At 63.2% G+C, this 26,871-nt stretch carries 24 protein-coding genes and 2 pseudogenes; 16 read left to right on the top strand and 10 right to left on the bottom strand.

Features of this window, described 5'->3' with window-relative positions; all coding sequences use genetic code 11:
• Positions 1-188: 188 nt before the first annotated feature.
• Together BGO47_RS06745 and BGO47_RS06740 are read left to right on the top strand one after the other, a co-directional pair.
• Positions 189-2,006: a sigma-70 family RNA polymerase sigma factor gene (locus BGO47_RS06745; RefSeq protein WP_292709802.1), complete on the top strand. Its 1,818-nt coding sequence runs from the start codon at positions 189-191 to the stop codon at positions 2,004-2,006.
• 172 nt (positions 2,007-2,178) lie between these two features.
• Positions 2,179-3,735: a LuxR C-terminal-related transcriptional regulator gene (locus BGO47_RS06740; protein WP_292709801.1), complete on the top strand. Its 1,557-nt coding sequence runs from the start codon at positions 2,179-2,181 to the stop codon at positions 3,733-3,735.
• Here BGO47_RS06740 and BGO47_RS06735 read toward each other — a convergent pair.
• Positions 3,732-4,376 carry a CPBP family intramembrane glutamic endopeptidase gene (locus BGO47_RS06735; protein WP_292709799.1) on the bottom strand — a complete coding sequence of 215 codons (645 nt, stop codon included), beginning with the start codon at positions 4,374-4,376 and terminating at the stop codon, positions 3,732-3,734. The genes BGO47_RS06740 and BGO47_RS06735 overlap by 4 nt on opposite strands.
• Before the next feature lie 388 nt (positions 4,377-4,764).
• Here BGO47_RS06735 and BGO47_RS06730 point away from each other — a divergent pair, with 388 nt between their 5' ends.
• Positions 4,765-5,628, top strand: a complete 864-nt coding sequence (locus tag BGO47_RS06730) for a hypothetical protein (protein ID WP_292709797.1) — start codon at positions 4,765-4,767, stop codon at positions 5,626-5,628.
• An 87-nt stretch (positions 5,629-5,715) separates the two neighbouring features.
• Complete coding sequence (locus BGO47_RS06725; protein ID WP_292709795.1) at positions 5,716-6,354, top strand: low molecular weight phosphatase family protein; 639 nt, start codon at positions 5,716-5,718, stop codon at positions 6,352-6,354.
• Positions 6,355-6,381: 27 nt separating this feature from the next.
• Here BGO47_RS06725 and BGO47_RS15115 read toward each other — a convergent pair.
• A pseudogene (locus BGO47_RS15115) lies at positions 6,382-6,612 on the bottom strand (HipA N-terminal domain-containing protein); the annotation flags it as partial.
• Complete coding sequence (locus tag BGO47_RS06720) at positions 6,609-6,851, bottom strand: helix-turn-helix transcriptional regulator (RefSeq protein ID WP_292709793.1); 243 nt, start codon at positions 6,849-6,851, stop codon at positions 6,609-6,611. The pseudogene BGO47_RS15115 and the gene BGO47_RS06720, both read right to left, overlap by 4 nt.
• A 237-nt stretch (positions 6,852-7,088) precedes the next feature.
• Between BGO47_RS06720 and BGO47_RS06715 the strand changes: the two genes are divergently transcribed.
• The 5 genes from BGO47_RS06715 to BGO47_RS06695 all read left to right on the top strand — a co-directional run bounded on the left by BGO47_RS06715 (position 7,089) and on the right by BGO47_RS06695 (position 11,514).
• A complete protein-coding gene (locus tag BGO47_RS06715; RefSeq protein ID WP_292709791.1) occupies positions 7,089-7,313 on the top strand; it encodes a helix-turn-helix domain-containing protein in 225 nt (74 codons plus the stop codon).
• Positions 7,310-8,596, top strand: a complete 1,287-nt coding sequence (locus BGO47_RS06710) for a type II toxin-antitoxin system HipA family toxin (protein WP_292709789.1) — start codon at positions 7,310-7,312, stop codon at positions 8,594-8,596. Before BGO47_RS06715 ends, BGO47_RS06710 begins: the two co-directional genes overlap by 4 nt.
• A gap of 82 nt (positions 8,597-8,678) precedes the next feature.
• A complete protein-coding gene (locus tag BGO47_RS06705; RefSeq protein WP_292709787.1) occupies positions 8,679-9,275 on the top strand; it encodes a low molecular weight phosphatase family protein in 597 nt (198 codons plus the stop codon).
• A gap of 115 nt (positions 9,276-9,390) precedes the next feature.
• Positions 9,391-10,038, top strand: a complete 648-nt coding sequence (locus BGO47_RS06700; RefSeq protein WP_292709785.1) for an alpha/beta family hydrolase — start codon at positions 9,391-9,393, stop codon at positions 10,036-10,038.
• Positions 10,039-10,131: 93 nt separating this feature from the next.
• Positions 10,132-11,514 (top strand): polysaccharide biosynthesis tyrosine autokinase, encoded by a 1,383-nt coding sequence (locus BGO47_RS06695; protein ID WP_292709783.1) that lies wholly within the window; start codon positions 10,132-10,134, stop codon positions 11,512-11,514.
• Positions 11,515-12,485: 971 nt separating this feature from the next.
• On the opposite strand, the gene BGO47_RS06690 is transcribed toward BGO47_RS06695, so the two are convergent.
• The 3 genes from BGO47_RS06690 to BGO47_RS06680 form a co-directional block, all read right to left on the bottom strand.
• The gene (locus BGO47_RS06690; RefSeq protein ID WP_292709781.1) at positions 12,486-12,611 is read right to left on the bottom strand and encodes a hypothetical protein; all 126 of its coding nucleotides are present in this window, start codon (positions 12,609-12,611) and stop codon (positions 12,486-12,488) included.
• A gap of 68 nt (positions 12,612-12,679) precedes the next feature.
• Positions 12,680-13,999 carry a hypothetical protein gene (locus BGO47_RS06685; RefSeq protein WP_292709779.1) on the bottom strand — a complete coding sequence of 440 codons (1,320 nt, stop codon included), beginning with the start codon at positions 13,997-13,999 and terminating at the stop codon, positions 12,680-12,682.
• A gap of 95 nt (positions 14,000-14,094) precedes the next feature.
• The gene (locus BGO47_RS06680; RefSeq protein ID WP_292709777.1) at positions 14,095-14,949 is read right to left on the bottom strand and encodes a glycosyltransferase; all 855 of its coding nucleotides are present in this window, start codon (positions 14,947-14,949) and stop codon (positions 14,095-14,097) included.
• Positions 14,950-15,039: 90 nt separating this feature from the next.
• Here BGO47_RS06680 and BGO47_RS06675 point away from each other — a divergent pair, with 90 nt between their 5' ends.
• Positions 15,040-16,092, top strand: a complete 1,053-nt coding sequence (locus BGO47_RS06675) for a polysaccharide pyruvyl transferase family protein (RefSeq protein WP_292709775.1) — start codon at positions 15,040-15,042, stop codon at positions 16,090-16,092.
• Entirely contained in the window at positions 16,089-17,528 is a 1,440-nt protein-coding gene (locus tag BGO47_RS06670) for a Coenzyme F420 hydrogenase/dehydrogenase, beta subunit C-terminal domain (protein ID WP_292709773.1), read from the top strand. The genes BGO47_RS06675 and BGO47_RS06670 overlap by 4 nt, the downstream gene beginning before the upstream one ends.
• 179 nt (positions 17,529-17,707) lie before the next feature.
• Here BGO47_RS06670 and BGO47_RS06665 read toward each other — a convergent pair whose 3' ends face one another.
• The 4 genes from BGO47_RS06665 to BGO47_RS06650 all read right to left on the bottom strand — a co-directional run bounded on the left by BGO47_RS06665 (position 17,708) and on the right by BGO47_RS06650 (position 21,777).
• Positions 17,708-18,595, bottom strand: coding sequence for a glycosyltransferase family 2 protein (locus tag BGO47_RS06665; RefSeq protein WP_292709771.1), 888 nt, complete (start codon positions 18,593-18,595; stop codon positions 17,708-17,710).
• Between the two features lie 3 nt (positions 18,596-18,598).
• Positions 18,599-20,023: a hypothetical protein gene (locus BGO47_RS06660; RefSeq protein ID WP_292709769.1), complete on the bottom strand. Its 1,425-nt coding sequence runs from the start codon at positions 20,021-20,023 to the stop codon at positions 18,599-18,601.
• Between the two features lie 4 nt (positions 20,024-20,027).
• Entirely contained in the window at positions 20,028-21,134 is a 1,107-nt protein-coding gene (locus BGO47_RS06655; RefSeq protein ID WP_292709767.1) for a glycosyltransferase, read from the bottom strand.
• Between the two features lie 64 nt (positions 21,135-21,198).
• Positions 21,199-21,777 (bottom strand): acetyltransferase, encoded by a 579-nt coding sequence (locus tag BGO47_RS06650; protein ID WP_292709765.1) that lies wholly within the window; start codon positions 21,775-21,777, stop codon positions 21,199-21,201.
• A 55-nt stretch (positions 21,778-21,832) separates the two neighbouring features.
• Here BGO47_RS06650 and BGO47_RS06645 point away from each other — a divergent pair, with 55 nt between their 5' ends.
• From BGO47_RS06645 to BGO47_RS06625, 5 genes and pseudogenes are all read left to right on the top strand, one after another.
• Positions 21,833-23,092 (top strand): glycosyltransferase family 4 protein, encoded by a 1,260-nt coding sequence (locus BGO47_RS06645; protein ID WP_292709763.1) that lies wholly within the window; start codon positions 21,833-21,835, stop codon positions 23,090-23,092.
• Positions 23,093-23,139: 47 nt separating this feature from the next.
• The gene (gmd, locus tag BGO47_RS06640; protein ID WP_292709761.1) at positions 23,140-24,168 is read left to right on the top strand and encodes a GDP-mannose 4,6-dehydratase; all 1,029 of its coding nucleotides are present in this window, start codon (positions 23,140-23,142) and stop codon (positions 24,166-24,168) included.
• Between the two features lie 76 nt (positions 24,169-24,244).
• A complete protein-coding gene (locus tag BGO47_RS06635) occupies positions 24,245-25,228 on the top strand; it encodes a GDP-L-fucose synthase (RefSeq protein ID WP_292709948.1) in 984 nt (327 codons plus the stop codon).
• A 2-nt stretch (positions 25,229-25,230) separates the two neighbouring features.
• Entirely contained in the window at positions 25,231-25,521 is a 291-nt protein-coding gene (locus tag BGO47_RS06630; RefSeq protein WP_292709759.1) for a Dabb family protein, read from the top strand.
• A 63-nt stretch (positions 25,522-25,584) separates the two neighbouring features.
• Positions 25,585-26,811, top strand: a pseudogene (locus BGO47_RS06625) (sugar transferase); the annotation flags it as partial.
• Positions 26,812-26,871 lie beyond the last annotated feature (60 nt).

Raw genomic sequence — 26,871 nt, 5'->3', positions numbered from 1 at the left:
GCGCTCCCGCACGTCATTGTCTTCGACTGCGCGGGCCTGCCTGCGACGGAATTCGCGGAGCTGAGCCGCCATGTTCGCCTCTTCACAGAGACCGCATGGTTGCGCGAAGCGGTTCTGCCACCCACTCTAGAAGACAGCCGTCTCTGGGAACGGCTGTCACCCGTGTCCTCTCGGAAGGTGAGCTGATCGTGCCCCGCACCGGGCTCGCGGCCCTGAGCGACGACGATCTCGTCGCTCTGTCACGCCGCACCACAACGGCTGCGTACGCGGAACTGTGGCTTCGTCACAGCGCCGCGGCGCTCGCTGTCGCGCGCGCTTTCACGACACTGGATGCCGATGACGTCGTGTCCGAGGCCTTCACCCGGGTCTTTGCGCGCATCAAGGATGGCGGGGGCCCGACGATGGGGTTTCGCCCCTACCTCCTGACCGCCGTCAAGAACGTCGCACGGGAGTGGGGCTCGCGTGCGGCCGAGACCACGAGCACGGATGTCGCGGATCTGTCGGCCGACACCGACACGGCGCAGTCGGTCGAGGCCGCTCTGGAAGCAGGCGTCACCGTGTCTGCCTTCCGCTCTCTTCCGACGCGCTGGCAGGAAGCTCTCTGGTACAGCGATGTCGAGGGGTTGAAGCCTCGCCAGTTCGCACCGCTGCTGGGCCTTGCCGCCAACGCGGCGTCGGCTCTGGTCATCCGGGCCCGACGCGGCTTTCGCGATGCCTGGGTCAACGGTCAGCTGCTGGCAGCCGACAACGACGAGTGCCGCGGGGTGCTGTCGATGCTCGGCGCACACACCCGCGGAGCCCTGAGCGCCCGGGATTCCCGCACCGCTGAGGCGCACATCGCGACGTGCGCGAAGTGCGCTCTGGCCTGGAGCGAGGCCCAACAGGTTTCGACGAGGCTCGCCCTCGCGTTGCTGCCGGTCGTCGTGGGGGTTCCTGCTGCCGCCACCTACGCGGCATGGCTGCAGTCCAGTGCTGCTGCAGGAGCCGCGACTGTCGCGGCCGGCGCGACGACCCCGGGGCTCCGACCTCCACGGTCACGGCTTTCCCGGTCGGCCCAGCTCGGTGTCGTGGCAGCCGCGACGGTGGCGGCCGTGGCTCTGGGCGCAGGAGTGTGGGCAGCAGTCGGCACGATTGCCGGTGGTGCGGGCGCCGCGAACCCTCCGGCTGCGCAGCCGGCCTCCCCGAGCGACGTCGAGACCGTCGCTGACCCCGGGCCCGACGAGAGGGCGACGACCCCGGTTCCGGGTTCGGAGAGTCCGCAACCGGCTCCCCGACCCGACCGGTCTTCCGCACCGGCGCCGGCCGCCGGCGACCCCGCGCCCACACCGACGCGCCCGGCCGCTCCCACGCCCGCGCCGACGCCCAGCCCGACCCCGAGCGCGCCGACCCCGAGCCCCACCCCGTCACCCACGCCGACGGTGCCAGCGCTGCCGGCACCCGAGGTCGTCGTCGACGCAAGTGCGGGCACACGGGTGTATCCCGAGCTCTCTGGCGTGAACGCCGAACCGGGCGCGACAGTCGAGATCCTCGACGAAACCGACACGGTGCGAGCGACAACCGTCGCCGACGACGCCGGTGCGTGGGAAGTGACCGACCTGTCGGGCGGCACCTGCGCCACCGACGCGTCGGAGTACCTCCCGGCCGGCGATCACACCCTCACCGCCCGTCAGTCGATCGACGGGCGTATCTCTCCCCTGTCGACCGGTGTGACAGTCTCAGTGGACGCGCCACCGGCGTTCATCTCACCGAGCGAGGGCGAGGTCGTCTCCCGGTCCGGTTTCCTGCTGTCGATCACGGGAACCCCGGCGGCGTCCGTGCAGCGCATCAAGCTGCCAGACCCCTCGCCCTGCCGCCCGACACCGATGGTGCTGGATGCGTCAGGCTCTTTCACCCAGGAGTTCACGCTGCCCGAGTCAGACACGACGGTCACGATCGGCATCCGCTATATCGATCCGGTCACCGGTCGCCACGGAGTCGCGTCGTTCGTCACCTTCGCCGCTGGGTAGCGTCGCCCAACACACGTCAGTCGCGCCATCCTGCGGCATCCGTCACGTCACACCCGCATCACGGCGCGACCGAACCACTCCTCCAGCCTCTGCTGCAACGACTTTCCCGGGTTCGCGTCACGAATTCTCCTTCCCTGCATCTGTGGTGGTGACGGGAAGGAACCGCATGTTCATGCCGACACCACAGCCGGAAGCCACGCCATCAACCTCTGCCGAGGTGCTGTCGACGTTGATCGAGCAGGTGGATGCCGCGTGGCAGCGTGACGACGCGGCCACCGCGGTCCGGCTGCTCAGCGCCGGCCTCTGGCCGCTGTTCCTGGACCGACCGGCCGAACTGCGTCGGCTGCTTGTACCGGTGCCCGAGGATGCCGCACCACCGGCACTCCTGTTGGCCAAGCGGTTCGCGCTGCCCGTGCTCGACAGCCCCGCGCGCATCCGACTGCTGGCGACCCGCCCGATGGATGCCGCGCCGGGGTCGCACCTGGACGCACCGACCGATCAGGGCTGGCGTGTCGCGCAACGGATGATCGCGCACCGACTGCGCGGCGAGTTGGACGAGGCCCGGGATGTCGCGCAGCGACTGCGCCAGCACATCGAGGCCGAGTCGGCGCTCGAGCCCGCCCACCTTCCGCAGTTCCTCGCCGCCGCGTACTCCCAGCTCGGAACGACGGAGTTGCTCGCTGGCGACACCGCCGCGGCGCTCGCCGACTACCGGGCGGCGCTCGCCGCCACCGACGGCGATGCCGAGCTCGGCATCCGTCGCGACGCACTGATCAAACAGGCGTGCGTTCTGGCGATGGAGGGCAGGCTGCGGGATGCCGAAGCGGCGCTCGCGCGTGCCGAGGCCGAGCGTCAACCGAACAACGCCTACGCCGATCGCATCCGTGCGCGCACCCGGCTGGCGCGGGCGCTGATCGCCGTCGAGCGGATGGACGAGTCCGCACCGCAGGTGTTGGCGAGCCTTGACCGCGACGTTCTCTTCGAGTTCTGGCCGCTCGTGGTTCTGGCCGAGGGCCGGTGGCGTCTGGCGACCGGCAACCCCGCGAGCGTGATGGATCTGGTCGACGCCGAGACCGAGAACCGCCAGCTACCGGCTGGCTCGCTCGGGCTGTGCGTTGCGACGTTCCTGCGCGAGAAGGCTGGTGAAATGCTCGGGATGCCGCCGACGATGCCGGTGCGCGACCCGGCCTCCCTCCCGGCGCTGTGCGCCCTCGGCGCCGTGCGCGCCCTCATCACTCGCGCCGACCCGCTGGTGGCGGTCCACGCCGCCCGGTCGCTCGCGCAGCGCCGCGGAATCGGGCCGTCGGTGCGCCTCGAGGCGCTGCTGCTGACATCCCTCGCGCTCCAGCGCGCGGGCCTTCCGGCCGAGGATCGAATCTCCGGCGCCGCGGCGGCACTTGCCCGTGATGAGGGGTTGTGGCGCCCGTTCGCCGTGGTGCCGGCGACTGTGCGCGACGAGGTTCCGCTTGATCTTCCCCCACATCTCGCGCACTCGGCTGTCCCAGCCCCGCCCCCTGCCGTCATCCTCACCCCGCGCGAGCAGGAGGTCTTGACGGCTCTGGCGAACCCCGACTCGCTCGCTCAGATCGCGGCACGACTGCACGTGTCGGTCAACACGATCAAGTCGCAGGTGCGCTCGCTCTACCGGCGGATGGGAGTCTCCTCGCGCCACGAGGCCATCGCCGAAGCGACGCGGCTCGGCCTGGTCTCACTCCCCCCGACCGCCTAGGCGCCGACGGTGCCGACAACGAGCATCGCGACGGCGACGCCGTTGAAGACCATGTGGGTGAGCACGGCGCCCCAGATGCGCGCTGTTGCGACGACCAGGCCGGCACACACGATCCCCACGAGCCCGAGGGTCGCCACCGACCACCAGGTATAGGTGTCGAAAACCAGGTGCAGGCCGATGAAGAGCACGGTCGTTACCGCGATAGCGGCGAACCCTGCCCACGAACGCGAGTTCGTCATCCGTCTGACCGCCGTGAAGATCGCCACGAGCAGCACGGCGCGGAAGAAGAACTCTTCGAGAAGCGGCGCGATCACGACCGGCGCGAGCACGCCGTCGAACCAGAAGGATGCCGGGAGCGACCCATCGATCGTCCCTGCTGTCGGCCACGCGGCGGTGCCGGTGCCGGCGATCTCGAGAAAGCCCTGCGCGAAGCGCAGAATGACCCCGAGCACGATGCCGTAGATCAGGTCGAACGGATGGAAGCGCAGCAGCATCCGGGGCCGGGAGCGCGCGAAGGCGAGGATGATCGCGGCGAGCATCCCGCCCCACAGCGCGGCAAGCGAGAGCGCGGAACCAAGGGTGCCGCCCAGGAGCCGGTCGGCGAGGGTCGAGAGCAAGATGCCGGCGCCGAGCAACAGCACTGCCCATCCGACAAGTTCCCAGTCCCAGCGAGCGACTGTCGACCCGCCCGACCGCCACGAGTGTGCAGCCCGCTCGCTCCGCCTCGATCCCCGCGACGAATCCGACCCCCGAGAGGAGGCGGATCGCCGCGAGGATCCGGGTTCCGCGGTCGAGTCCGAGCGCCTCGACGACCCTGGTTCCGGTGAACGTACTGTCGCCGCGCTAGACTCCGTCATAGGCGCCAGGGTACCTGCCGGGGGAATTCCTCGCCGGTTCGGCGCCAGAACCACATGCTTCTATCCGCATCGCTAGAGCGAGCGGATGCTGTTCCGCCCGCCGCACACCAGCCGACACGCGAGGACCGCCGTGGCCTACCGCTCGAGCACGTCAAGACGCTCCCGAGGCTCTGTGCCCACGTGGGTGTCGATCGTGATCGTCGCGGTGCTGATCCTCGCCGTCGGGGGCCTCAGCTGGCTGGCGATCACGCGCACGCAGACACCTCCCCCGACCGAGGCGCCACGCGTCACGCCGACGATGGGCGTCGAGACTCCGACCGCGACGCCTACCCCGACGCCGACCGTGACCGTGGCGGCGGCAGCGGGTCCGGCCCAGCGATTCCTCGCGACATCCGAGGGCGTGTGGTGGCGCGCGACGGCCGGGCAGTGCGGGTCGATCGAGCCGCTGCTGGAGCGCTCGACCGATGCCGGGCAGACCTGGTCGGATGTCACGCCCCGCTACCTCGGGATCGGGCAGATCCTTTCGCTGTCGCCGTATGCGGCGGATCAGGGCCAGATGGTCGCGCTCATGGGCGCGGATTGCACGCTGCAGGGCATGCGTACCTTCACCGACGGGCAGTTCTGGGAGCCCAACGGCGACATCCTCGCCTCGTCGACCTACATTGATCCCGCGAATCCGCTAGCCGTCGTGACCCCCGCCGGCACCCTCGACGCCCCCTGCGGGGCGCCGACGGGGGTGCGCGCCGGCGACGGCACGACGGCAGTCATCTGCGGATCGGATGCCTCCCAGTCGACGGATGCCGCCACCTGGTCGCCCCTCGGCCAGGCCGGGGTTCTGGCGCTGACCGTGTCCGGCGACGGCCAGGTCACGACGGCCCGGGCGGATGCGGCATCCTGCGACGGGATGCTGGTGGCGGAGCCGGGAGCTGCGACCTGCATCCCGAGCATTCCGACGGATGCCCCGGTCGCCGTCACCCTCGACGGCGAGGGCGTGCCCTGGGTCTGGGCGGGCGACACCTTTGTCTCCACCCGCTGACAGCGCGGCACGAAACCATCCGTTCACATTTCACCCCCTATGGTTGTACCTGTCGGTGCACATGGGGACGGGGCATCGACACCCGAAGTGGTGGCCACAGAGATCTGGGGATCAATGGTCGAGGTCCTTGTCGTGTGCACGGCGAACATGATTCGTTCGCCGCTTGCCGAGCTGTACCTGCGCGATAAGTTCGCGGATGGTTTGATCACGGTGCGCAGCGCAGGCACGCATCCAGCGCCCGGCGACGGGATGACGCGACGGGCTCGCGATGCCGCGACGTCGCTGGGTCTGTCGATGACGGATGCCGAGTCTCATCGCCCGCAGCTTCTGACACGCGAGATGGTCGAGCAGGCCGACCTCATTCTCGGCGCGTCCCGCATCCACCGCAGCGCGTGCGTGCGGATGGATCTCAGCGCCTTGGGTCGCGCATTCACGATCCGCGAGTTCGCCAGGCTCTCAGCCCTGGTTGATGACAACGCCCTCCAGCGTGCGGTGGATCGTGCGGGCGAGGACCCGAGTGCGCGGGTCCGCGCCGCGACCGACCTTGTGCGCGAGGTTCGGGGCACGACGGATCCGCCCGGAGACCCGACGGTCGATGACGTGTTCGACCCTGAGCTGTCTCGGCGTCGTGCGCACTACGCCCGGGCGGTGGCGGAGATGATCCCGGCGCTTGATGCCGCAGTGGCATACGCCAACCGCGTTCGCGAGGCCTCTCTCGTTCGGTGAGCGAGCCGCGCCTCCCGGTCGTTGAGCGAGCGCGAGCCGGGCGATGTGCTCGCCTTCGGGAAGCAGCCCCCCGAAGAACGCTTCGGAGGTTTGCTCGTCGTCAACTCCGACGCGCAGGCCGGCGCTGAGAACGCGGGAATTCTCACCCCACCGATCGATCGCCTCGCGCGACCAGCGCAGAACTGCCCCGCCTCGGGTCGTACGCTCGAGCGTTCCGATGTTCGTGTCGTAGAGCCGAACGGGCAGGGTGTCGATCATGAGTCGGATGCCGCAGCGTCAGGATCGTCGGCCTCGGCGACCAGTCGAACGCCCAGCGCGGCGAGCACCTGCAGGTAGTGAGTGTCGAACCTCTTGGCGCGCCCAGTTTCGAGTTCGTGGACATAGCGCTGGCCGACCCCGAGAGCTGTGGCGAGTCGGCGTTGCGACCACCCGTGCTGTTCTCGGATGCGACGGATGAGCCGCCCGAGGTCACTCGGGTCGTCGATGAGCACTCGCATGGGACGACCCCCTGGCGCCGGTGATTCCCGTTTTAGCATCATACCCCGCTTGATGTTATTTCGGGAATCACGGTGCAACTGATTCCCGAAATGACATCGGAGAGCGGCGAGTCTCACGTGAAGCAGCCCAAGCCTGAGCCTTGTGTAGCCGTACGGCGACATCCTAGAATGATTCCGTACGGCGACATTCCCACAAGGAGCCGTACGGCGACATACCACCAGCGAGGGGAGCCCCGAATGCTGACGATGCGCGATGCGTCGGCCGTTGTGCGAGAGCTGCGCACGCAACGGGGTTGGACGCAGCAGGACCTCGCTACACGAGCGCGGTTGTCGCGATCCTTCGTCGCCGATGTCGAGTCGGGCAAGCCGACGGTTGAGTCAGCGAAACTCTTTGATCTCTTCCAGGCGTTCGGCTACGAGGTCGTGCTGCGGGACCTCGCGACCGGACAGGTGCTGCGGTGACGGCATCCGAGCTGGCGGTGTACCTGGATGGCGCCCCGACGGGGATGCTCACCCAGTCGGCATCGGGAAACGTCAGCTTCACCTATGACGCCGGCTACCGAGATCGTGACGATGCGACTCCCCTGTCGCTGGCGATGCCGCTGAGCGCGACGACACACCGAAAGCGGATCGTGCTCCCCTGGCTTCAAGGGCTGCTCCCCGACAACGACGAGGCGCTGCGGGCGATCGGACGCCGCTTCGGGGTGTCACCCGCGAATCCGTTGGCGCTTCTTGAATACATCGGAGCAGATGCGGCGGGCGCGGTGCAGATCCTTCCGCCCGGGGAGCTGGCGAGCGACGCGCTCGCCGAGCAGAGCGCGCGGCCGGTCACTGACGAAGAGGTGGCCCTGATGCTCGATCAGGTGGTCACCGAGTACACCGACGGCGTGGCTGTCGGTAACGGCGCTGGGCGCTTCACCATCGCCGGCGCTCAGCCGAAGATTGCGCTGTTCCGGATGCCGGATGGCCGCTGGGCAGTCCCCGGGGGAAGCCAGCCGACGACACACATCCTCAAGCCGGTCGTCGGTGCCTTCCGCCGCATCGACGTGGTCGAGCAACTCACTCTGCGCGCAGCGGCGCATCTTGGATGTCAGGTCGCCACCGCGCAGCTCGGCCGTATCGGCGACTGGGATGTCTTGATCAGCGAGAGATACGACCGCCAGTGGACGGACGGGCGGTGGCATCGACTCCACCAAGAGGACATGTGCCAAGCGCTCAGCGTGGCGCCCTCGAAGAAGTATCAGCAACGCGACGGCGGACCGGGCGTGGCCAGCATCGCTCGGCTCATCGGCTCCCTGCCGCTGGTCGCGGATCGCGAAGCGACCGGCGCCGCGTTCTTCCGCGCGTTCGTCTTCAACGTCGTTGCGGGGTGCGCGGATGCTCACGCGAAGAATTACTCCCTCATGCTGCGGGGCCGCTCGGTGGAGCTCGCCCCTCTCTACGATCTGCTGACGTACGCCGGGTACTGGGATGGCTCAGCGAGCATCAGCAGTGCGATGAGTGTGGAAGGCGAGTATGCGCTCGACCGCATCTCTGTGGCAGGCCTGGTCCGCACGGGGTCACGATTCGGGGTCCGCCCCAACGACGCATCCGCGATCGTTCACGAGATCAGATCGGGTGCTGTCGACGCTTTCGAGGCTGCTCGAGCCAGCATGGCCGATTTCACTCTCGACCCCGACGCTGTCGCAGTGATGGATGCCGCGTTGGCAGGCGTTCGCCGCCTCCCCCTCGTCCGCGTTCGTTGAGCGCGCGAACCGAAACGAGCCACCCCTCCCCGGCCGCCTCGCGAGCGAAGCGAGTCGAAGCGCCCCCAGGTACCCTCGATGCATGCCGATCGAGATCCTCACCGTCTGCACCGGCAACATCGTCCGCTCCCCCCTCTCAGAGCTGTACCTGCGCCTCCTCCTCGCCGACCTCCCGGTCGAGGTAGCAAGCGCAGGCACGCAGCCGCGCCCGGGTGAGGCGATGACCGATAACGCGTGCGAGATCGCGGCCGAGCTCGGCATCCCGGCGCCAGAGATCGAGGCTCATCAGGCCCAGCGCCTCACCGAACCGGTGCTCGCCGGTCGCGACCTCGTGCTGGCCATGACCCGCGCGCACCGTAAGGCGGTGGTCGAACTCGATCCGTCGCTGCTGCGCAGAGCGTTCACGATCCTCGAGTTCGCGCGGCTGTCACGGCATGTGACGGATGCCGAGATCCACGAGGCCGCGACGGATGCCGGCGACGATCCGCGAGCGCGGTTCCAGGCCGCACTCGCACGAGTCATCGCGGTGCGCGGCACGGTCGATGCCCCGGGCGATCCGACCGAGGATGACGTTCTTGATCCGGCGGGTCGCAGCTGGAACACCTACGAGACCTCGATGAGCCAGCTGCTTCCCGCGGTAGAAGAAGTGGCTCGCGTCATCCGCGCCGCTCTCACCTGACCCTCGAACGTCTGTGGCTCGACGAACACGACCCGGCCAGCGGGCAATCCGGGTCGACATGCCCCGCCCTTCCGGCGGTCATATCGACTACTTCGGGGATCCCAGCGATAGCCGGATGGTCATTCTGGTAGGCCGCGATGACTTCCCGCGGGACGAGCTGCTCCTTACCGGCCTCATCGATCTTCTTCGTGACGAAGGCTGGTCGGTCGGCCACTGGTTCTCACGCCACGAGGAGACTCGCAGGCTGACGATGCCACCCTTCGTTCTGTCGTGGCCTCGCCCGGCCCGAGCGCTGATCATCGGACCACTGTTGCTACTCCACCCAAGTCGATGGCAGTACTTCATTCCGGGAAACTGGGCGCGAGCCGCCTCGGTCGCAGCTCGCGCTGATGCCCTCCTGACCACACTCCAGCAGGTGAGCCACGAGGAAGTGTTTCTGGTGGCTCGGTCAGCAGGCGCCCGAGTTGCGACGCTAATCGCGGATGCTGCAGGCGTTCGAGGAGTGATCGCGCTTGGCTACCCCTTCGAGAACCCGGAAGAGGGCCCGAACCCAGACAGATATCTGCACCTCGCGACCCTGGAGAGCAGGCTCCTCATCCTCCAGGGAGTCAATGACGAGTACGGCGGAAGAGGTGCCGCAGAGGCATATCCGCTGGCCGCAGCAAGTCGGCTCGAGTTCCTCGACACCGACCACAACATGAGGATGGACCAGATCTCATGGCAGAAAATCCGGGAGCTGATGGTCGACTTCCTCGACGGGTAGCTGCGGCGCAACCCTGAACGGATACCAGCCGGATACCAGCGCGAAATACCGGGTGTGTGAGGATAGTTCGAGGATCCCCAACCGAGAGGCACCATGGAGCTCCGCGACTATCTGCACATCCTGCGCAAGAACTGGCTCATCATCCTTGCGCTGACGCTCGTCGGTGTCGGTGCCGCCGCGGCGTACTCCCTGACGCGCACGCCGTTGTATGAGTCGACGAGCACCGTCGCGGTATCGACCCAAACCTCTGGCGCCATCCAAGAGCTGCAGCAGGGCTCCACCTTCACGCAGGCTCGCGTGGCGACGTATGTCGTGGTCGCGGAGTCGCCGCTCGTGCTCGATCCGGTGATTGATGATCTCGACCTTGACCTAACTCCTGACGAGCTCGCCGAGATGGTCTCAGTGTCGGCTCCACTCAACACAACGGCGATCAACATCACGGTGACGGATGCCGATCCGCAGCTCGCCGCCGACATCGCCAACGCCACGGCTACGAGCCTTGGCAACGCTGTCGAAGACATTGAAACGACAGCCGACCTGACCGCGAGCCCGGTGAAGACAACGGTCATCCGCCCGGCTCTCCCAGGTACGACGCCGGTCAGCCCGAACGTTCCCCTGAACCTCGCTCTCGGTGGCCTCATCGGTCTCGCACTGGGCATCGCGGTAGCCATCCTGCGCACCGTGCTCGACACGAAGGTGCGAACGCCGCGTGATGTCGCTCAGCTGACCGATCGCCCGATGATCGGCGTGATCCCCTTCGACCCGAAGGCTGCCGAGCGACCGATCATCCTCGAGGCCGACCCGACGAACCAGCGGGCCGAGTCGTTCCGCGCCCTGCGCACGAACCTGCAGTTCATCGAGATGGATGGCGGCACGAGCTTCGTCATCACCTCGAGCATTCCCAGCGAGGGCAAGTCGACGACGGCGGTCAACCTGGCGATCGCGCTCGCGGATGCCGGCAAGCGGGTGGCCCTCATCGACACCGACCTGCGCAAGCCCAAGGTTGCGGACTACCTCGGCATCGAGGGCGCGGTCGGACTCACGGATGTCTTGATCGGTCGCGCGAAGGTTACCGATGTCATGCTTCCCTGGGGCCGCCGACCGCTGTACGTGCTGCCCGCTGGAAAGGTGCCGCCGAACCCGTCCGAGCTGCTCGGGTCGTCGCAGATGAAAGCACTCCTCGAAGACTTCGTGAACACCTTCGACGTCGTCATCTGCGATGCTCCTCCACTTCTTCCGGTGACGGATGCCGCGGTTCTGTCGAGACTTACGGCTGGCGCGATCGTCGTCACGGCCGCTGGGCGCACGTCGACCCACCAACTCGACGGAGCTCTCGACGCTCTCGAGACCGTCGGCGCGAAGGTCGCAGGCCTCGTCATGACGATGGCACCGACGAAGGGACCTGACTCGTACATGTACGGCTACGGCTACGGCTACGGCTACGGCTACGGCTACGGCCACTCCGACAAGAAGTAGTTCGGCCGCCGAACCCATTGCGACGACGTACCTACCGCCACCAAGAGCGAAGACGAGGACGGACCGTCAGCGCGCAAGCACAGCGACGATCTGATCCACTGCGCGTGGGGGGTCCCACGTCCGCCGACAGGTGAGGCCCGGGCCTAACAGCGGTCCGCGAGGTCGGGATGAGCAATGAACTCCGTGTGGGCCTGCGGCTGCTCGACGACATCCTTGTCGATCAGGGCGGGTTGTCAACCGCGGTCCACGAGTCGCAGTCAACAGAGGGGACGCGCTCACCCTACTGCTCATCATCGACCAGTTCGGGAGAGCCGCTCTGCGACAGAGGTGCGGTGTTCTCGCCGACGCAGGAATGTAGTCGGCGGTGAACTTGAATCGATTGGCGGACGCCGGGTTCGGGTTCGTTGTCGGATCGCGAACCTCGTCGACCGATACAGCCTCGCCGAGCACTACGCGACGGTCGAGAGTGTCGCCATCGACGGGGACGATCGAGGCCACTCGCGCCGCGGGTGCGGGTCACAAGCGGAAGAGCTGCGACAAGGATCGCGTTGAGTAGGCAGGTCGAACACGCCGAGCAGATCAACGCAGTATCCGCCCGGCAAAGCAGAACTGATTCGTGACCCTGGGCGCGAAGCCTGGCGTGAACCCGAACAGTGCCGAGAACACCGCTCGCGCACCGGGGCGGAAGGGATACGTAACCGGCCTCGCCATCGCCGCGGCCAGCGCCTCGGAGATGGTATCGGCCAACTGCGAAATCTTCGGGGTCGATGCGGGGTTCCAGATGGCCAAAGACCGACCTAAGCGCGACCGAGATGCGCGTCCCCCGGACTCGATCCCACGCACCTCACCGGCATGGTCATCGCCTCGCGATCACCCAATACCCTTCAGGAGCAGCGACTTCACCGTCCGACGCATCGTCCTCACGCTGTGGCCGTTGCGCGAGATCACGATCATCGTCGACGGACACGAACTCACGGCGCCGACACCATCGCAGGGAGATGGTCGAGATCCTTATCAAGCTCTACCGTGAGCGCCACGTACCAACCTGAGAACGTCCAGGCGTCTTCGTGGCCGAGGACTCGAAGAACTCCCATCATCCAGGAAGCCTGGCTCCTTGCCCGCGCAGGCCTACCCACCTTGACCCTCACAATCGTGAAGAGCCCCTCTAGGACTCTGAGCGTCGATTGCGCACAATCGGTATAAGCATCGGACCCATTGCGGCGACCAGACAAGTTATGAGTACGAACACTGACGCGACGGGAGCGAACTCGAAGAGAGCTGTGGCTCCCGCCGCGGTAGTCGTGGTCACCAAGGCGAACACGGTCCATCCGGCAGAAAAGCCAGCGTCGCGCCACGAGACCTCGAGTCGCATGCGTCGAGCTAAGAGATGGGACCCCACCGCCATCGCTGCATAGCACGCGACGTACGCAATGGCAACGCCGATCGCGCCCAGTAGATCGCCAAGTACAAAGGTTCCTCCCACGAGGACAACCGTTCCGAACAGCGTCGTAATCCAGCTCCAACGTGTGTCACCGGCCGTATTGGTCACGAAATTCATCGCTAGAATGTAAATCGACCAAAATAGCCCCCCCATACCGAGAACCGAAACGATCGGTGCAACAAATCCATAGCTTGACGGAAGTGCAATGAGATTGAACGGAATAGATGCCGACGAGACAGCAACCGGAACGGCAACGGCGAGAAGCAGTTGAAATCGAGCCTTAGGCGCAAGACGACGGTCGGGTGCGGGAAATGAAGTCGCCGAGTAATCGACAAGAAAGACTCGGTTGACCTCGTTTAGGAGCAGTAGGCCAATACTCGCCGCATTGAATGCAACCGAGTAGGCGCCAACTTCCTCAAGGCTTAAGAACGTCGCCATAAGGGGACGCGTCAGCTGCGAAATGACCCACACCGACATTGCATGGGGAACAAGTGGGCCGACGAACTTTAAGAATGGATGGACACCAAGTCGCCAATAGCGGGTGATGGGAGGGCGAACGAGCACGAGTGCAGTAATCAGTGCCGCGCCTGATGATCCCAGGTCAGAGTAGACCCAGCCCTCCGGGCCATAGCCGAGCACAATCACAAGCAAAATCTTCAGAGCGAGTGACACCAATATGGTCACGATCGAAAGTGCGAAAAAATAGGATATGCGCATCGAAGCACGCAGCATAGGCATTGCGAAATATGCTGGATACAATCCCAGACCAATAGCCAAGATCTCCAGCGCGAGCAAGGAGGTAGGCATCTGCAAGACGGTGGCATTGACGCCAAAGAGCGTCACCGACGCGACAAGGATCAAGGCAGGACCAACGAGGAGCAACCAGAGAGACGCGACCGACAGAAAATGCTTCGCACCCGAGTCAATCTTCAGGCGGGCAGCGGCACGAAATACTCCCATCTCGGGAGCGACGCCAAAAAGCGTACCCAGAAGCAGCCCGCTGGCGGTCAGAAGGGACACCGTTCCGTAATCTTCGAGACTCATGGCCCGAGAAACGAAAGGAAGAAGAAGGAGTGAAAGTGAGCGTTGAATCAACGCAAGCGCAGTAAATGCGATGACGGCACGGCGTGTACCCGAGGTCAAGCGTGGCCGCCGCGGAGAAACTCAGAGATCATGCCGCGCTCGTACGCTATCCACTGCAGCGCAGACGAGCGGCCGTCCGCGGAACCTAGATTGAGAGCTAGCTGCATTATCCATCGAGGCATCCGAGCAACGGATTTGATTACCTCGACTCGTGCTCGACCCGGCGACAAGTATTTTCGATCGAGCCGCATGTTACCCTTGCCAAAGTTCATATGTTGCCGTAGTCTGCTGCGAACATCAGCTCTCATGTAGTAATTGATGCGAGCAGCAGGGACGTATAATAGCGGGTAGCCGTTGTCTTCTGCGCGCCAGAAGAAGTCTATCTCGTCGGCACCCCCGGCGAAACGCTCGTCGAAGCCGCCGATTTCGTCGAAGGCGCTTCGACTGAAGGCGCAATTGGCGCCGATCGGATACCGGCGTCGGGTAGCGCGGTGCACCTGAAGCGCGTCCACTGACTCGAGCCAGATACCCGAGTCATCTACTCTGTCAAATGGACCTGCCATACAATACGCTCCACGTCGATATTCTTGAGCGTAGGCCTGTATCCATCCCTGTTGAACTTCGTCATCCGAATCGCAGAGCAGTACTAGCTCACCATACGACCCTCGAACGCCGTCATTTCTGGCGATGTTGATGCCTGCAGCGCGTGATGCGTCAACGACTCGCACGATTGCTCCGAAGGATTCGGCGACGTCAACGGTGTGGTCTGTGGATCCGTTGTCTGCAACAACCACTTCGAAGCTAAAGGAAGTCACCTGCTGAGTAAGCGCCCTGAGTTGCCTCGCGAGGGTGTCCCCCCCGTTGCGACAGGGGATGACGACCGACACGTAGGGGCGCGAGGAAGATGTCACGGGACGAGGCTAGCGTGTGAACGAGCCAACCAGGTGTCGCGTCCTCGAGTGGTAACCGCCCGGAAACCCAGGAGTGATAGAACTTCTGTCGTGAGGCTTCAGATATCCAAGTTGTACTTCCTGACGAGGGCGATGCTGGCATTAGTCGCGGCACGCAACCGTGAGAAGATCCTGCTGATCGGCTCGCCCTATCACTCGAACCTCGGGGATCAGGCGCAAACGCTTGTCACTGAGGAGTGGCTCGCGGACCTATTCCCGGGCGTCCCCGTGATCACAATAGATACACGTACCGCAGCGCTACGGAACAACTCGATCCTTAGGCTCGCGAGGCGATGGGGGCGATCCGGAGACCGCGTCTTTCTGCACAGCGGGTACCACATGACAGATCTCTACCCAGACGAGTTGCGCGTCCAGATTGCATGTTTGCGCATCTTCGACAAGAATCCTGTTGTAGTACTTCCGCAGACGATCAATTTTGCCGGTACTTTCGACATGAGCGAACTGGCGAGCTCCATAATTGCGCATCCGAAGTTGCTTATTGTTGCACGTGACGAGCGATCAGAGGAGATTGGGCGAGGACTCTTTCCTGGGGTCAAAATTTCGCTCGCACCCGACGTTGTCACAAGAGCTATTGGGAGCTTCACTTCGGAGGAGGCCAGGATCGGCATAAATCTGTGTTTGCGAAATGACAAGGAGTCGATGTACGGCGAAGGAGAGAAGGCTCGAGATCTCGAAGAGCAACTCGCTCGGATTGCGACAGTCTCGCGAACGGACACCGAGTCACCTCTGTCCGCCGAAAGACTCCGTCATAATCTGGCATATGCCATTCACGATGCATGGCATAATTTCGCCACCTTCCGAGTCACCGTGACTGATCGCTATCATGGCACAATCTTCTCCGTGATAGCAGGGATTCCCGTAGTTGTTCTGTCGTCAACAGATCATAAGCTGGCTTCCGGGGTGAGGTGGTTCGAGAATGGGCCATACTCCGAGCGCGTACGCTTCGCGAGTACGGCAGAGGAGGCCGCGGAACTCGTCAAGGAGTTCTATGCAGCCTCGCTCCCACGAATTGAGGGCAGATACTTCGTCACTGAGTACTTCGCCGCGCTAGAGAAACTGATCCTGGAGCACTGCAACGCATGAACCGTCAGAGCAATCTCCATCCATACGAGCGCGTATTGCGGGCTGGACTCGACGTGGGAAGCGGTATTGCCCCCATTGCTTCGTCCTATGCGTCAATTGAACTCAACTCGTTTGGATTGTACGAAACCCGCATTTCTCCGGAGACTCCTGAAGAAGATCTTGACATGCTTGGCAGGATGAGCGCAATGTGTGATATGCGCGAACTGGATGAAAGCGAACTCGCTGCTGAGCTGTTCGGCTCCAACTCCTCTGTACTTGTCGACGATGTTGTCGGAAGGTACTCGGCGCTATACGCGGGACACGTGCGCGAAGGAGACTTTCGCGCAAAGGCGAGCTCAGGGGGCTGCGCCTCATGGTTGCTGGTGGAGCTGCTGCGGCGAAACCTTATTGATGGTGTTCTGCATATCGCACCGAGCTTTGGTGGAGATGGAAGCCTACTCTTTGACTACGCGATATCGCGTGACGAAAGTTCCATCCGAGCCAGGTCGAAGTCTCAGTATTATCCGGCAGAGTTATCACGGGTGCTCGGGGAGGCGCTGAACTTGCCGGGACGTTATGCGGTGGTGGGAATTCCGAGCATCGTGTACGAAATTCGTTTGGCATGTCGGGAACTCCCGTTGCTCAAGGAACGGCTCCCGTATGTACTTGGCCTCGTTTGTGGCCACCAGAAGTCGACGAGATACGTTGAGAGCTTTGGGTGGCAGGCGGGCATTAGCCCAGGAGAATTGCGCTCGTTCGACTTTAGGGTCAAGAATGAGGAGGGATTTGCGTGGAACTATCGAATGGCGGCAGTGGGTGCGCGTGACGGCGAGCCATTCGAGGTCCTCTTGTCGCAAGAGGATCTTGTTGGCTCTGACTGGGGCCACGGATTCTTTAAGGCGAAGTTTTCAGACTACACCGACGATGCCTTCAACGAAACGGCGGATGTCGTTTTCGGAGACGCTTGGCTACCGGAGTACGAGAGGGATGCTTCCGGAAACAACATTGTGATCGTTAGGAACCCTGATTTGCAGACTATCTTCGAGGAGGGGATAGCGGAGGGCCGTTTGGACCTCGTCTCGGTGGACGTTCAAACCATTCGACGATCTCAGCGCGGTCTGATCAATCACACGCGAGGCGAGTTGCCTTGGAGGCTTGATCGTGCCGCGCGCCTCGAGGGGTGGGCGCCCTCCAAACGTGTCGCGCCTTCGCACTCCCTCCCTCTGCTTCGCAGACTCGTGCAGCGCACTAGGTTGGAGATTGCTGGACGCAGTCACGTAACTTATGCGAGGGCTCGGGATTCTGGCGATATGTCAATCTTCATTCGAAGCATGAGACCTCTGACCTGGCGCTACTCTCTCCTGTACCGTGCGATTTTCGTCTCGAGTACGATCAAGACCCGAGGTGTTCGTTACGTTCTCGGCAAGCTGATTCAGCGCATTCGCATTCGACGCTAGCGCGTGTTCCTGTTTCGCCCGCAGTCGGCGCCGATGCGATCCCTCCATGGGAGATCCCCTGGTGCCGATGACGTCGAGTCGTTCATTCATCGCGAGGTTCAGAAACGGCCTTGCTCCCGAACCTCGGTGTCAACCAAATGCAGCGCGAACTCCCCCAGCAGCACCCTCAATGACACTTGCTAAACCTGATGGTCCCGACCCGTGGCGACCATTGTCGCGACGTTCCGAATTGCGTACCTGCGATACCGCCCGCGGAGCGCCGGAGACATCCTCCTAGTGAGCAGAGCGAGCTCAGTAAAGAAATCCTGGCGCTCCGCCGGCGTCAGCGCCGCCGAACTCGCTATCGTTCGCCAGTCGAGTCGAGGGAGCACGCGGTTCACGTGCTCTGAGAACGTACGCCAAAGCGTCGGCTCGCTGCGCGTCCTCTCCGCATAGTCATCCTCCTGGCTGACTTGACCTACCGAGCGCCTATATAGGACCACGGGTATGCCCGTCCTCAGGATTCTCTTTTCCGAGAGTGCGGCCCGCAGAACAAACTCGTAATCCTCAGCCACATCAGTCGACCGGAATCCGCCAAGCTCCTCAACCGCTTCACGGGCCATCAAGGCGGTCGGGTTCGAGAACGGCATATGATGCAACAGCGCAATTCCAGTATCAGCGTTTGTGTAACGCCACGGGCTGGTAGGCCGCAGTCCAGCAATTCCGGTACCGAACCACAGCGCCGCACCAAACACCATGTCGGCATCCTCTAACATCGACACCTGCACGCTAAAGCGATGGGGCAGGCAAATGTCATCAGAGTCCATTAGCGCGATAAGCCTGCTATCAGATCTATTCATCAACTCGGTCCGCGCTCGACCTGGCCCCACCGGGTGGCCCTCGTGCGCGAAGAGTTTCACCCGTGGGTCGCGAATTCCCGACACAATCGAACAGGTGCTGTCTGTACTAGCGTCACTCCAGACCAGCACTTGCGAGTCTTTAGGGAGCGCTCGTAGTGTCGATTCTATTGCCAACTTGATCGTCGCCTGCGCGTTATGAGCCGGCATGACAACTGTGATTTCCGGCAAAGGCTACCCCCTTTCGTCGAGCGTCTCGCCAAGAACAGACTTGAGACGCACCGAACGTCCTTCTGATCGACGCGCCAAGGCGGAATGGGTTGCATGGACCACGAGTCCGATGACGGCAGCGCCCAGCGCATAGTACAGAAGCCGCATCTCCGACCTTAAGTTGTACTGCGTCGCCTGAAGCACTAGAAGGATACTCAGGCCCAATGGGACTAGGTAGTAGACCTGCCCCCCCGCGCTATCACTAAGTTTGCGCCCGACTCGCTGGACAAACCCAAAGATGACACCGAGAACACAAAAGGACACGACCGCCACCCAAATACCCTGATTCGCAATTTCGCCGATTGCACCGTATGGCGTGTAGTGATTCAGACGCAGCCGCGACGCCACCTCATACCAGCCAGCTTCACTACCTCCAAGAAGCGAGATGCTCGTTGCCATGTCCGATGCAGAGATTTGAGGTCGCACGAATGCAGTAGTTCCAACGATATTGAACCCGCTCAGAACGTTGTTGATGGAGGCGAGCCACAAGTCGGAACCAAGGTCTGCAGATGGGAGCGCTGTCACGTACGGAAATAGTCCATGAGACGCCTGATTTCGCAGAACTAGCGGAATCGGCCAAAGTACGGCGACAAGTGCGCCGACGACGAGCAGCTGATAGACCCTCAATCTATGCCGTCCTGAAAGCACCATCCCGAGGAAGACCAAGATCGGCGCCAAGGCCAAGTTCCGACTGCCCATCGCGAAGAACATCAGCGAGTAGGAAAGGACCAGCACAATGGCCCAAAACCGTGCAAAGCTGCTTTCAGTCGAGGCGATCACAAGGCCGAGCAGTACGCAACTAGCGATGGAAGATATCGTAAGTAGACTCTCGAGGTTTCCGAGTTCACTTGAGAATCGAAGTGGTCTCTCTAAATACCACCCGATGCCTCGATATGCAACTGAGAGAATTAGCACACTGGCGGCGAGAGTCAACGCGCCGGCGACAATTCTTGGCGTCACTGCGACAGAGGGAAAGTTGGCTCGCGCAGGAGAACCTGCCGTCGCCGCGGCGCAAGCGAGCACGAGCAACTGCGCGGCGACAAATAGCCAAAGAGTGGCGACCTGGTCTCCCCCACTAAGCGTGGTGTTTGCGCCCCCTGTGCCGCCTAGATCGGCGAGCTGATTGCCGAACGTGAAGCCAAACAAGGCCGTTGGGGTCATAACAACCGCGAATATTAGGGCCGGAGACTGCCATAGCGGGGCGAGACGCTTCCAGGAAAGTAGAAGCGAGCCCACCAAAACAACTCCCGCGGGTATCACTGATGCGAGTTCTGGCTCCAGGATTGCGGCTATGCAGGTGACCACGAGAAGTGGGAGGAGAAGAAATTGAGCGAGGAGATGGCGGCGGTGAACAACGCGCGGCAGGCCTGAGATCTCTGGATTCGACACGAGTCTATTCGGCCTCTCCGTATGCCTCGAGTATCGGCGATACGGCAGATCTAATCGTCATCGTTGAGTGCAAGAGGTGGTAAGCGGCCTCCGCCTGCCGCTTCGCGGCGGTAGCATCGCCAAGCAACTCCGACACTGCGCTGGCAAGCGCACTCGCCGACCCATCTGTAACAACCGCGGCCCCGGCTCTCCTGCACTCGTCGGCGATTCCCAGCGAGTCCGTTACGACTGCCGGGGTACCGACTCGAAATGCTTCGAGCACCGTCATGGGGAAAACTTCTCCCGTGGACGGGAGAACGAATACATCAGCCCGCGCCATCGCCGCATCCGTGGACTCGGGCGCAAGCGGCCCAACGACTCTAACTCTATCTTCGAGTGCGAGCCGGGAGATCGTATCGCTCACGGCCGCCAACTCACCCTCGTCCGGCCCGGCGATCGTGAATTGAACATCGCTCAACTGCCTAGAGACGATCGCCGCCATCTCAACGAAGGCGACCGGTCTCTTTCGCTCATGGAGTCGCGCCAAGAACAGGACTTCGCGCGTCCCGCTTTCCCTTACAACGCGCACGGGCTGACGATCCGGAATTGCAACACCGTTGACGACTCGTCGCACCTTGACAGCGGGCTCTACACCCGCCAGATCGACCTCTTCAGCGGCGGTCAGTGCGAACACGACACGAGAGTGGCGAAGCACCCGCCGCGTCGCCAATAGATCGACTACTCGCGCCGACATCCTCTTGCTCGGGTCGACCATTCCGTGCGTCTGAGCAAAGACTGGTATGTCGGCTGCTTGCGCGATGCTTGCAGCAGGGAGCGTAACCAGATCTCTCGCCAGGTGTACATGAATAGCGTCGTAGTTCTTGACGTTATCTCGCAACCAGCGAAGCATTGGCCAACTCACAAGCGAGGCAAAACCGCCGACGGGCGCAAGCTTTCTCGCCCGAAAGCGCAATATGCCGTACCCCCCGCCATCAAACTGACCGACCCCCTCTCTTGGGGAGCCAACCGCAAGGTCCACCACATGCCCTTGTCTCGCCAACTCGGCGCACTGAGTATGTGCAACCCGCGTCGGCCCGCCGAAGGCTCCATCGGGGGAATCGAGAGTTGCCACATGGAGGATTCTCACTCACACCAGCCCTTCACACCCTCACGCCCACGAGCCACGTCTCTGCGGCTCAACTTGGCTCATTACTGCGGTCAATGGTCCAGCGTTGACCAAGTACGACAGCGGCGGGAGTGCCAAAAATGGCGTCCTGCGGCACCCTCCCGGACACGACGGTCCCGGGTACGACCAAACTATTCTGCTCGACGAGGCTCCCCCCAAGCACGATGCACCGGGAAGTTACCCACGCGCCATCCTCTATACGTATCGCACGCGTGATAAGCGCCATGTCCGTGCGATGCCGATGACTCCCGGTCGTCAGGAAGGTCTCCTGAGAGATCACGACGTCGTGCCCCACGTAGATGTGGTCCTGGTTGTGAAACCACACCCCTTCGCCGATCCACGAGCGCGCCCCGATGTGGAGCTTCCACGGAAACTTCACCCGGGTCCGCGGGCGGAAGACCACGCCCTCTCCGATGTCGGCGCCGAAAGCTCTGAGGACGCGCACCCTCAAACTCGAACTGATTTGCCACGCGTTGGTGATGAACAGCAGCTCGCAGATCGCCCAGAGGTAAACGAACCACGCGGGACGATCCCAAGCGGCGTGCTCACCTGGAGCCTGGGAAAGATCGATGACTGGGATGTCTGACACAACCCTTCCCTTCTGCGTAACCGTCACGAAATCACGACCACGATAGCCTCTCAGCATGTCGCGCCGTTCACCCGACAGTTCACCCCGCGTGCTCGTGGTAGGTATCAACTACCCCCCCGAGCACACTGGTATCGCTCCCTACACGGGTTCCATGAGCCGCGGACTCGCCCGGAGAGGGATCGCCGCACGCGTCATTACGGCCCATCCTCATTATCCGGACTGGAAGATCAAGCCAGGTTACGGGCAGTGGTCACGCAGCGAACATCTCGACGGCGTCGCGGTGAAACGGGTTCGACACTACGTTCCGAACCCTCCCAAAGGAGCGCGGCGGCTTGCTTCGGAAGTGAGCTTCGGCGCGCGCTCGACGGTCAGTCGGTGGGGGTCGCCAGATGCAATCGTCGTCGTGTCCCCGGCGATGATATCGTCAGCGATGGCGGCCCTCAGAGCCAAGGCGCTGCATCGCTCGGCGCCCCTAATCGTCTGGGTACAGGACCTCTACGCGCGCGGAATGGTCGAAACCGGCCAAGGCGGCCGTGCGGCACAGGGGCTTGCCGCTATCGAAGGTCGTCTCCTACGCAGCGCTGACCGCGTCGTCGTGATCCACGACCGCTTCGCCGACATCGTCGCCCGTGACTTCGGCGTGGATCGCGACCGGATCATCGTAGTTCGCAACTGGACCCACCTGGCACCGTTCCCCCCAATCGATGTCGCAGCTACCCGCAAACGGTTCCGCTGGAAACCCGACGAAACCGTCGTGCTGCACACAGGGAACATGGGGGTGAAGCAAGGCCTCGAGAATGTCATCGATGCGGCTCGAGTCACGGAGCACTATCGCGATCCGGTGAGGTTTGTGCTCGTCGGCGACGGCGGCGAGCGGGAGAAGCTACAGGAGCTGGCACGCGGCGTTGCGCCGCTCCAGTTCGTGCCCCCGCTGGACGACGCGGACTACGCTGCCGCTCTCAAGAGTGCCGACATCCTGCTCGTCAACGAGCTGGCCGGGGTCGCCGAAATGGCCGTGCCGAGCAAGCTGACCTCATATTTCCAGGCTGAGCGTCCGGTCATTGCCGCGACCGACCCGTCCGGAATCACCGCGGCTGAAGTTCGGGCAGCCGACGCTGGGCTGGTCGTTCCCGCCGGAGATCCCGAGGCACTGCGTAACGCGGCGCTCGAGCTGCGTGCGAATCCCGACCGGGCTACAAGGTTCGGTGTGAACGGCCTGCATTACCGTCAGACGGTTCTCGAAGAAGAGACAGCAATCACGAAGTTTGCCGACATGCTGTACGAAGTCACTATGACCGGCGACCACCCTGCGTAGTCGCCACACCCCACTGAAAATCACGAAGAAAGACATCGGAGACGGTCTTGGCCAAGCGCGCACTCATTACCGGAATTACAGGGCAGGACGGTTCATACCTCGCGGAGCTGCTGCTCTCCAAGGGCTACGAGGTACACGGGATCATCCGCCGCGCCTCGACCTTCAACACACACCGGATCGACCACCTCTACACCGACCCTCACAACCCAGACGCGAAGCTCTTCCTTCACTACGGTGATCTGAGTGACGGCGCCCGACTCGTCACCCTGCTCATGGAGATTGAGCCCGACGAGGTCTACAACCTCGCAGCGCAGTCCCATGTGCGGGTTTCGTTCGACGAACCCGAGCACACCGCCGACACGACCGGCACCGGCACAGTGCGGCTCCTCGAAGCAGTGCGCATGGCCGGGATTCGCCCCCGCTTCTACCAGGCCTCGACCTCTGAGCTCTACGGAGCGACTCCCCCGCCGCAGTCGGAGACAACGCCGTTCTACCCCCGGTCCCCCTATGCGGCAGCCAAGCTCTACAGCTTCTGGATCACGAAGAACTACCGCGAGGCATACGACATGTTCGCGGTGAACGGCATCCTGTTCAATCACGAATCCCCCCGCCGCGGTGAAACTTTCGTAACCCGCAAGATCACGCGCGCCGTCGCGCGCATCAAGACAGGAGTCCAGAAAGACATCTACCTCGGCAACCTCGACTCCATCCGCGACTGGGGCTACGCCGCCGAGTACGTCGAGGGTATGTGGCGAATGCTGCAGGTCGACGAACCGGAAGACTTCGTGCTTGCCACCGGCGTCGGCTACACGATCAAGGACTTCCTCGAGACGGCGTTCGGCCACGTAGGACTCGACTGGCAGGAGTACGTCAAGTTCGACGAGCGCTACCTGCGCCCGACCGAGGTCGACGCACTGATCGGCGACCCGACGAAGGCGGGAGACAAGCTCGGCTGGACTCCCACGATCGATGGGAAGGAATTGGCCAAGCTCATGGTTGACGCCGACGTGGAAGCACTGGAGAAGGGCGCCGACTGGATCGACACCGTGAAGCTCGCGTCTTGGGGAACGAAGTGATTCGTTTCATCTCGCTTCGCTCGCTCAACGACCGGATGGGGCCTCGCTCGCTCAACGATCGAAGGAGAGCTTGATGATGGGGAGTGCGGCGGACGGAGTTGAGTACACACCTGGCGAACTCGACCGCGACGCGACGTTCTACGTTGCCGGGCACCGAGGACTCGTGGGGTCTGCGATCTGGCGCAAGCTCGAGGCATCCGGGTTCGAGAACATCGTCGGCAAGACATCCGCCGAACTTGACCTCAAGGATCGAGACGCGGTGTTCGCGTATGTGGGCGAGATCAAGCCGAAGTACGTGGTGCTGGCAGCTGCGAAGGTCGGCGGCATTCTGGCAAACTCGACCTACCCGGTCGATTTCTTGAGCGACAACATGCGCATTCAGACCAATGTGCTGGACGCCGCTCTCGCGAACGACGTCGAGCGCGTGCTGTTCCTCGGGTCGTCGTGCATCTACCCGAAGCTTGCCGAGCAGCCCATCCGCGAGGATTCGTTGCTTACTGGTCATCTCGAGCCTACAAATGACGCGTACGCGATCGCGAAGATCGCCGGCATCCTGCACACGCAGGCCGTACGCCGCCAGTACGGGCTGCCCTGGATCTCGGCCATGCCCACCAACCTCTATGGGCCGAACGACAACTTCTCGCCGAGGGGGTCGCACGTGCTGCCTGCGCTGATCCGCCGGTACGACGAGGCAGTCAAGTCGGGCGCGGCGACCGTGACCAACTGGGGCACGGGCACACCGCGCCGTGAGTTCCTGCACGCGGATGACATGGCGGACGCGTGCCTCCATCTGATGGAGCACTACGACGGACCCGACCAGGTCAACGTGGGCACAGGGTCGGATGTCACGATTCGCGAGATTTCGGAGACGATTGCATCCGTCACGGGCTTTCAGGGTGAGACGGAGTGGGACACATCCAAACCCGACGGCACACCGCAGAAGCTGTTGGACGTCTCCAAGCTCGCTGAGGCGGGGTGGACCGCTCAGATCTCCCTTGAGGAAGGCCTCGAGCGCACTGTGGCTTGGTATCACGACCACGTCGAGTCAATTCGCGAGTAGACGTGTTCAGGCACATCGTCCTCTTTCGCGTACACGACGATGTGTCCGGCGCCGAGCTGGAACGGACGGTTTCGGCTTTGCGGGCACTCGGCGATGAGATCGAGGCTGTGTCGTGGAACGTAGAAGTCTCGCTGGACTCGCGTAAGGGTCGGGTGATTGTGGAAGACACGGCATTCGCGGATGCTGCAGCCTTCGACCGCTTCCGCGCACATCCGGCACACATCGCCATCGCTGACTACATGGCGCGCATCTCGGATTGGTGGGTCGGTGACTATCACGCGCGCGACAACTGAGCGAAACACAGGAGTGGTATCTTCGCCTCCGGGTGGAATCGGGACCACGACGAAGGGCACTCTGTGACGGCTGACGTTCAGCACGGCACGAATGCAACAGGGCATCGCGCGCACGGCGAAGAAACTTCCGCGGGGCCGCGCCCCGTAACGACCTCAACAGGATCGGTCGTCATCCCTGCGAAGCGTGCCGACGCACGATGGCAGCTGCTCTTCAGCCGACGCTTGTGGATCAGTGACGCCATCGTGCTCATCTGGGTCGTGTTCGGCACTCAGATCTTCTGGTTCGGCACAGGCAACGCCGAACTCGCGCTCCTGCAAGACCACCGCTTCAGTGATGTTTCTTACTGGGCGCTCTCAACGATTCTCGTCGTGGTGTGGTTCTGGGCGCTCTCACTCGCCGACTCGCGCAGTCACCGCGTCATTGGTGCCGGGAGCGCGGAATACATCCGCATTGTCGACTCGAGCGTTCGACTGTTCGGAGTGATCGCGATCATCGCGTTCCTCTTCCAAATCAACATCGCCCGCGGCTTCCTCCTGATCAGCCTGCCCCTCGGTGTCGCGGTGCTCATTCTTGTGCGGTGGCTGTGGCGGCAGTGGCTGGTCGCCAAGCGCCGAAGCGGTTCGTATATGCACCGCGTCCTTCTGGTCGGGTCAGAAAGCTCGGTCGCCCAGATCGCGCACGAGCTGCAGCGAACGCCGCGCGCGGGCTACCTCGTGGCTGGCGCATGCGTGCCGAGCGGCAAAGTCGGAGACTCCCTCCCGGGAACCACGATCCCAGTCATGGGCAATGTCAATGCCGTTGAAAGAGCGCTGCTGGCAACCGGTGCCGACACGGTCGCGGTTACGAGCGCCGATGATCTTCCGCCCGCGAAGGTCAAGCAGATTTCGTGGGGTCTCGAGGCTGGCAAACAGCACCTTGTGATCGCCCCCAGCATCGCCGACATCGCTGGCCCTCGCATCCACATTCGTCCTGTATCCGGCCTCCCCTTGATTCACGTCGAGACCCCTCGGTTTTCGCTCGGTCAGCGAGTCACGAAGAGAGCGTTCGACCTCGTCGCATCCGTGCTGGGCGTCATTGTCATTAGCCCACTGCTGCTTCTGCTGACAGTGGCGATCATGCTGACCTCGACCGGGCCCGTGCTCTTCCGTCAGGAGCGTGTGGGTCGCGGGGGGAAGACGTTCAGGATGATCAAGTTCCGGTCGATGGTGCCCAACGCCGAACAGCTGCTCGAGAGGCTGCTGCAAGCGCAGCGCGACTCGGGTAACGAGGTGCTGTTCAAGATGAAGAATGACCCCCGCGTGACCCGGGTCGGGCGCTTCATGCGCAAGTACAGCCTCGACGAGCTTCCG

The sequence above is a fragment of the Microbacterium sp. 67-17 genome (assembly GCF_001898325.1).
In the GTDB taxonomy this organism is placed as follows: domain Bacteria; phylum Actinomycetota; class Actinomycetes; order Actinomycetales; family Microbacteriaceae; genus Microbacterium; species Microbacterium schleiferi.
The sequence above is the reverse complement of the archived record's forward strand: the minus strand, read 5'-3'. Positions and strand labels throughout refer to the sequence as shown.

Bases quoted from the DNA above. Each gene is read 5' to 3' on its own strand.
- BGO47_RS06740 (WP_292709801.1), top strand. From the start codon at position 2,179: ATGCCGACACCACAGCCGGAAGCCACGCCATCAACCTCTGCCGAGGTG.
- BGO47_RS06720 (WP_292709793.1), bottom strand. From the start codon at position 6,851: ATGCGAGTGCTCATCGACGACCCGAGTGACCTCGGGCGGCTCATCCGT.
- BGO47_RS06715 (WP_292709791.1), top strand. From the start codon at position 7,089: ATGCTGACGATGCGCGATGCGTCGGCCGTTGTGCGAGAGCTGCGCACG.
- BGO47_RS06705 (WP_292709787.1), top strand. From the start codon at position 8,679: ATGCCGATCGAGATCCTCACCGTCTGCACCGGCAACATCGTCCGCTCC.
- BGO47_RS06700 (WP_292709785.1), top strand. From the start codon at position 9,391: ATGGTCATTCTGGTAGGCCGCGATGACTTCCCGCGGGACGAGCTGCTC.
- BGO47_RS06695 (WP_292709783.1), top strand. From the start codon at position 10,132: ATGGAGCTCCGCGACTATCTGCACATCCTGCGCAAGAACTGGCTCATC.
- BGO47_RS06690 (WP_292709781.1), bottom strand. From the start codon at position 12,611: ATGATGGGAGTTCTTCGAGTCCTCGGCCACGAAGACGCCTGGACGTTC.
- BGO47_RS06685 (WP_292709779.1), bottom strand. From the start codon at position 13,999: ATGAGTCTCGAAGATTACGGAACGGTGTCCCTTCTGACCGCCAGCGGG.
- BGO47_RS06670 (WP_292709773.1), top strand. From the start codon at position 16,089: ATGAACCGTCAGAGCAATCTCCATCCATACGAGCGCGTATTGCGGGCT.
- BGO47_RS06645 (WP_292709763.1), top strand. From the start codon at position 21,833: ATGTCGCGCCGTTCACCCGACAGTTCACCCCGCGTGCTCGTGGTAGGT.
- BGO47_RS06635 (WP_292709948.1), top strand. From the start codon at position 24,245: ATGGGGAGTGCGGCGGACGGAGTTGAGTACACACCTGGCGAACTCGAC.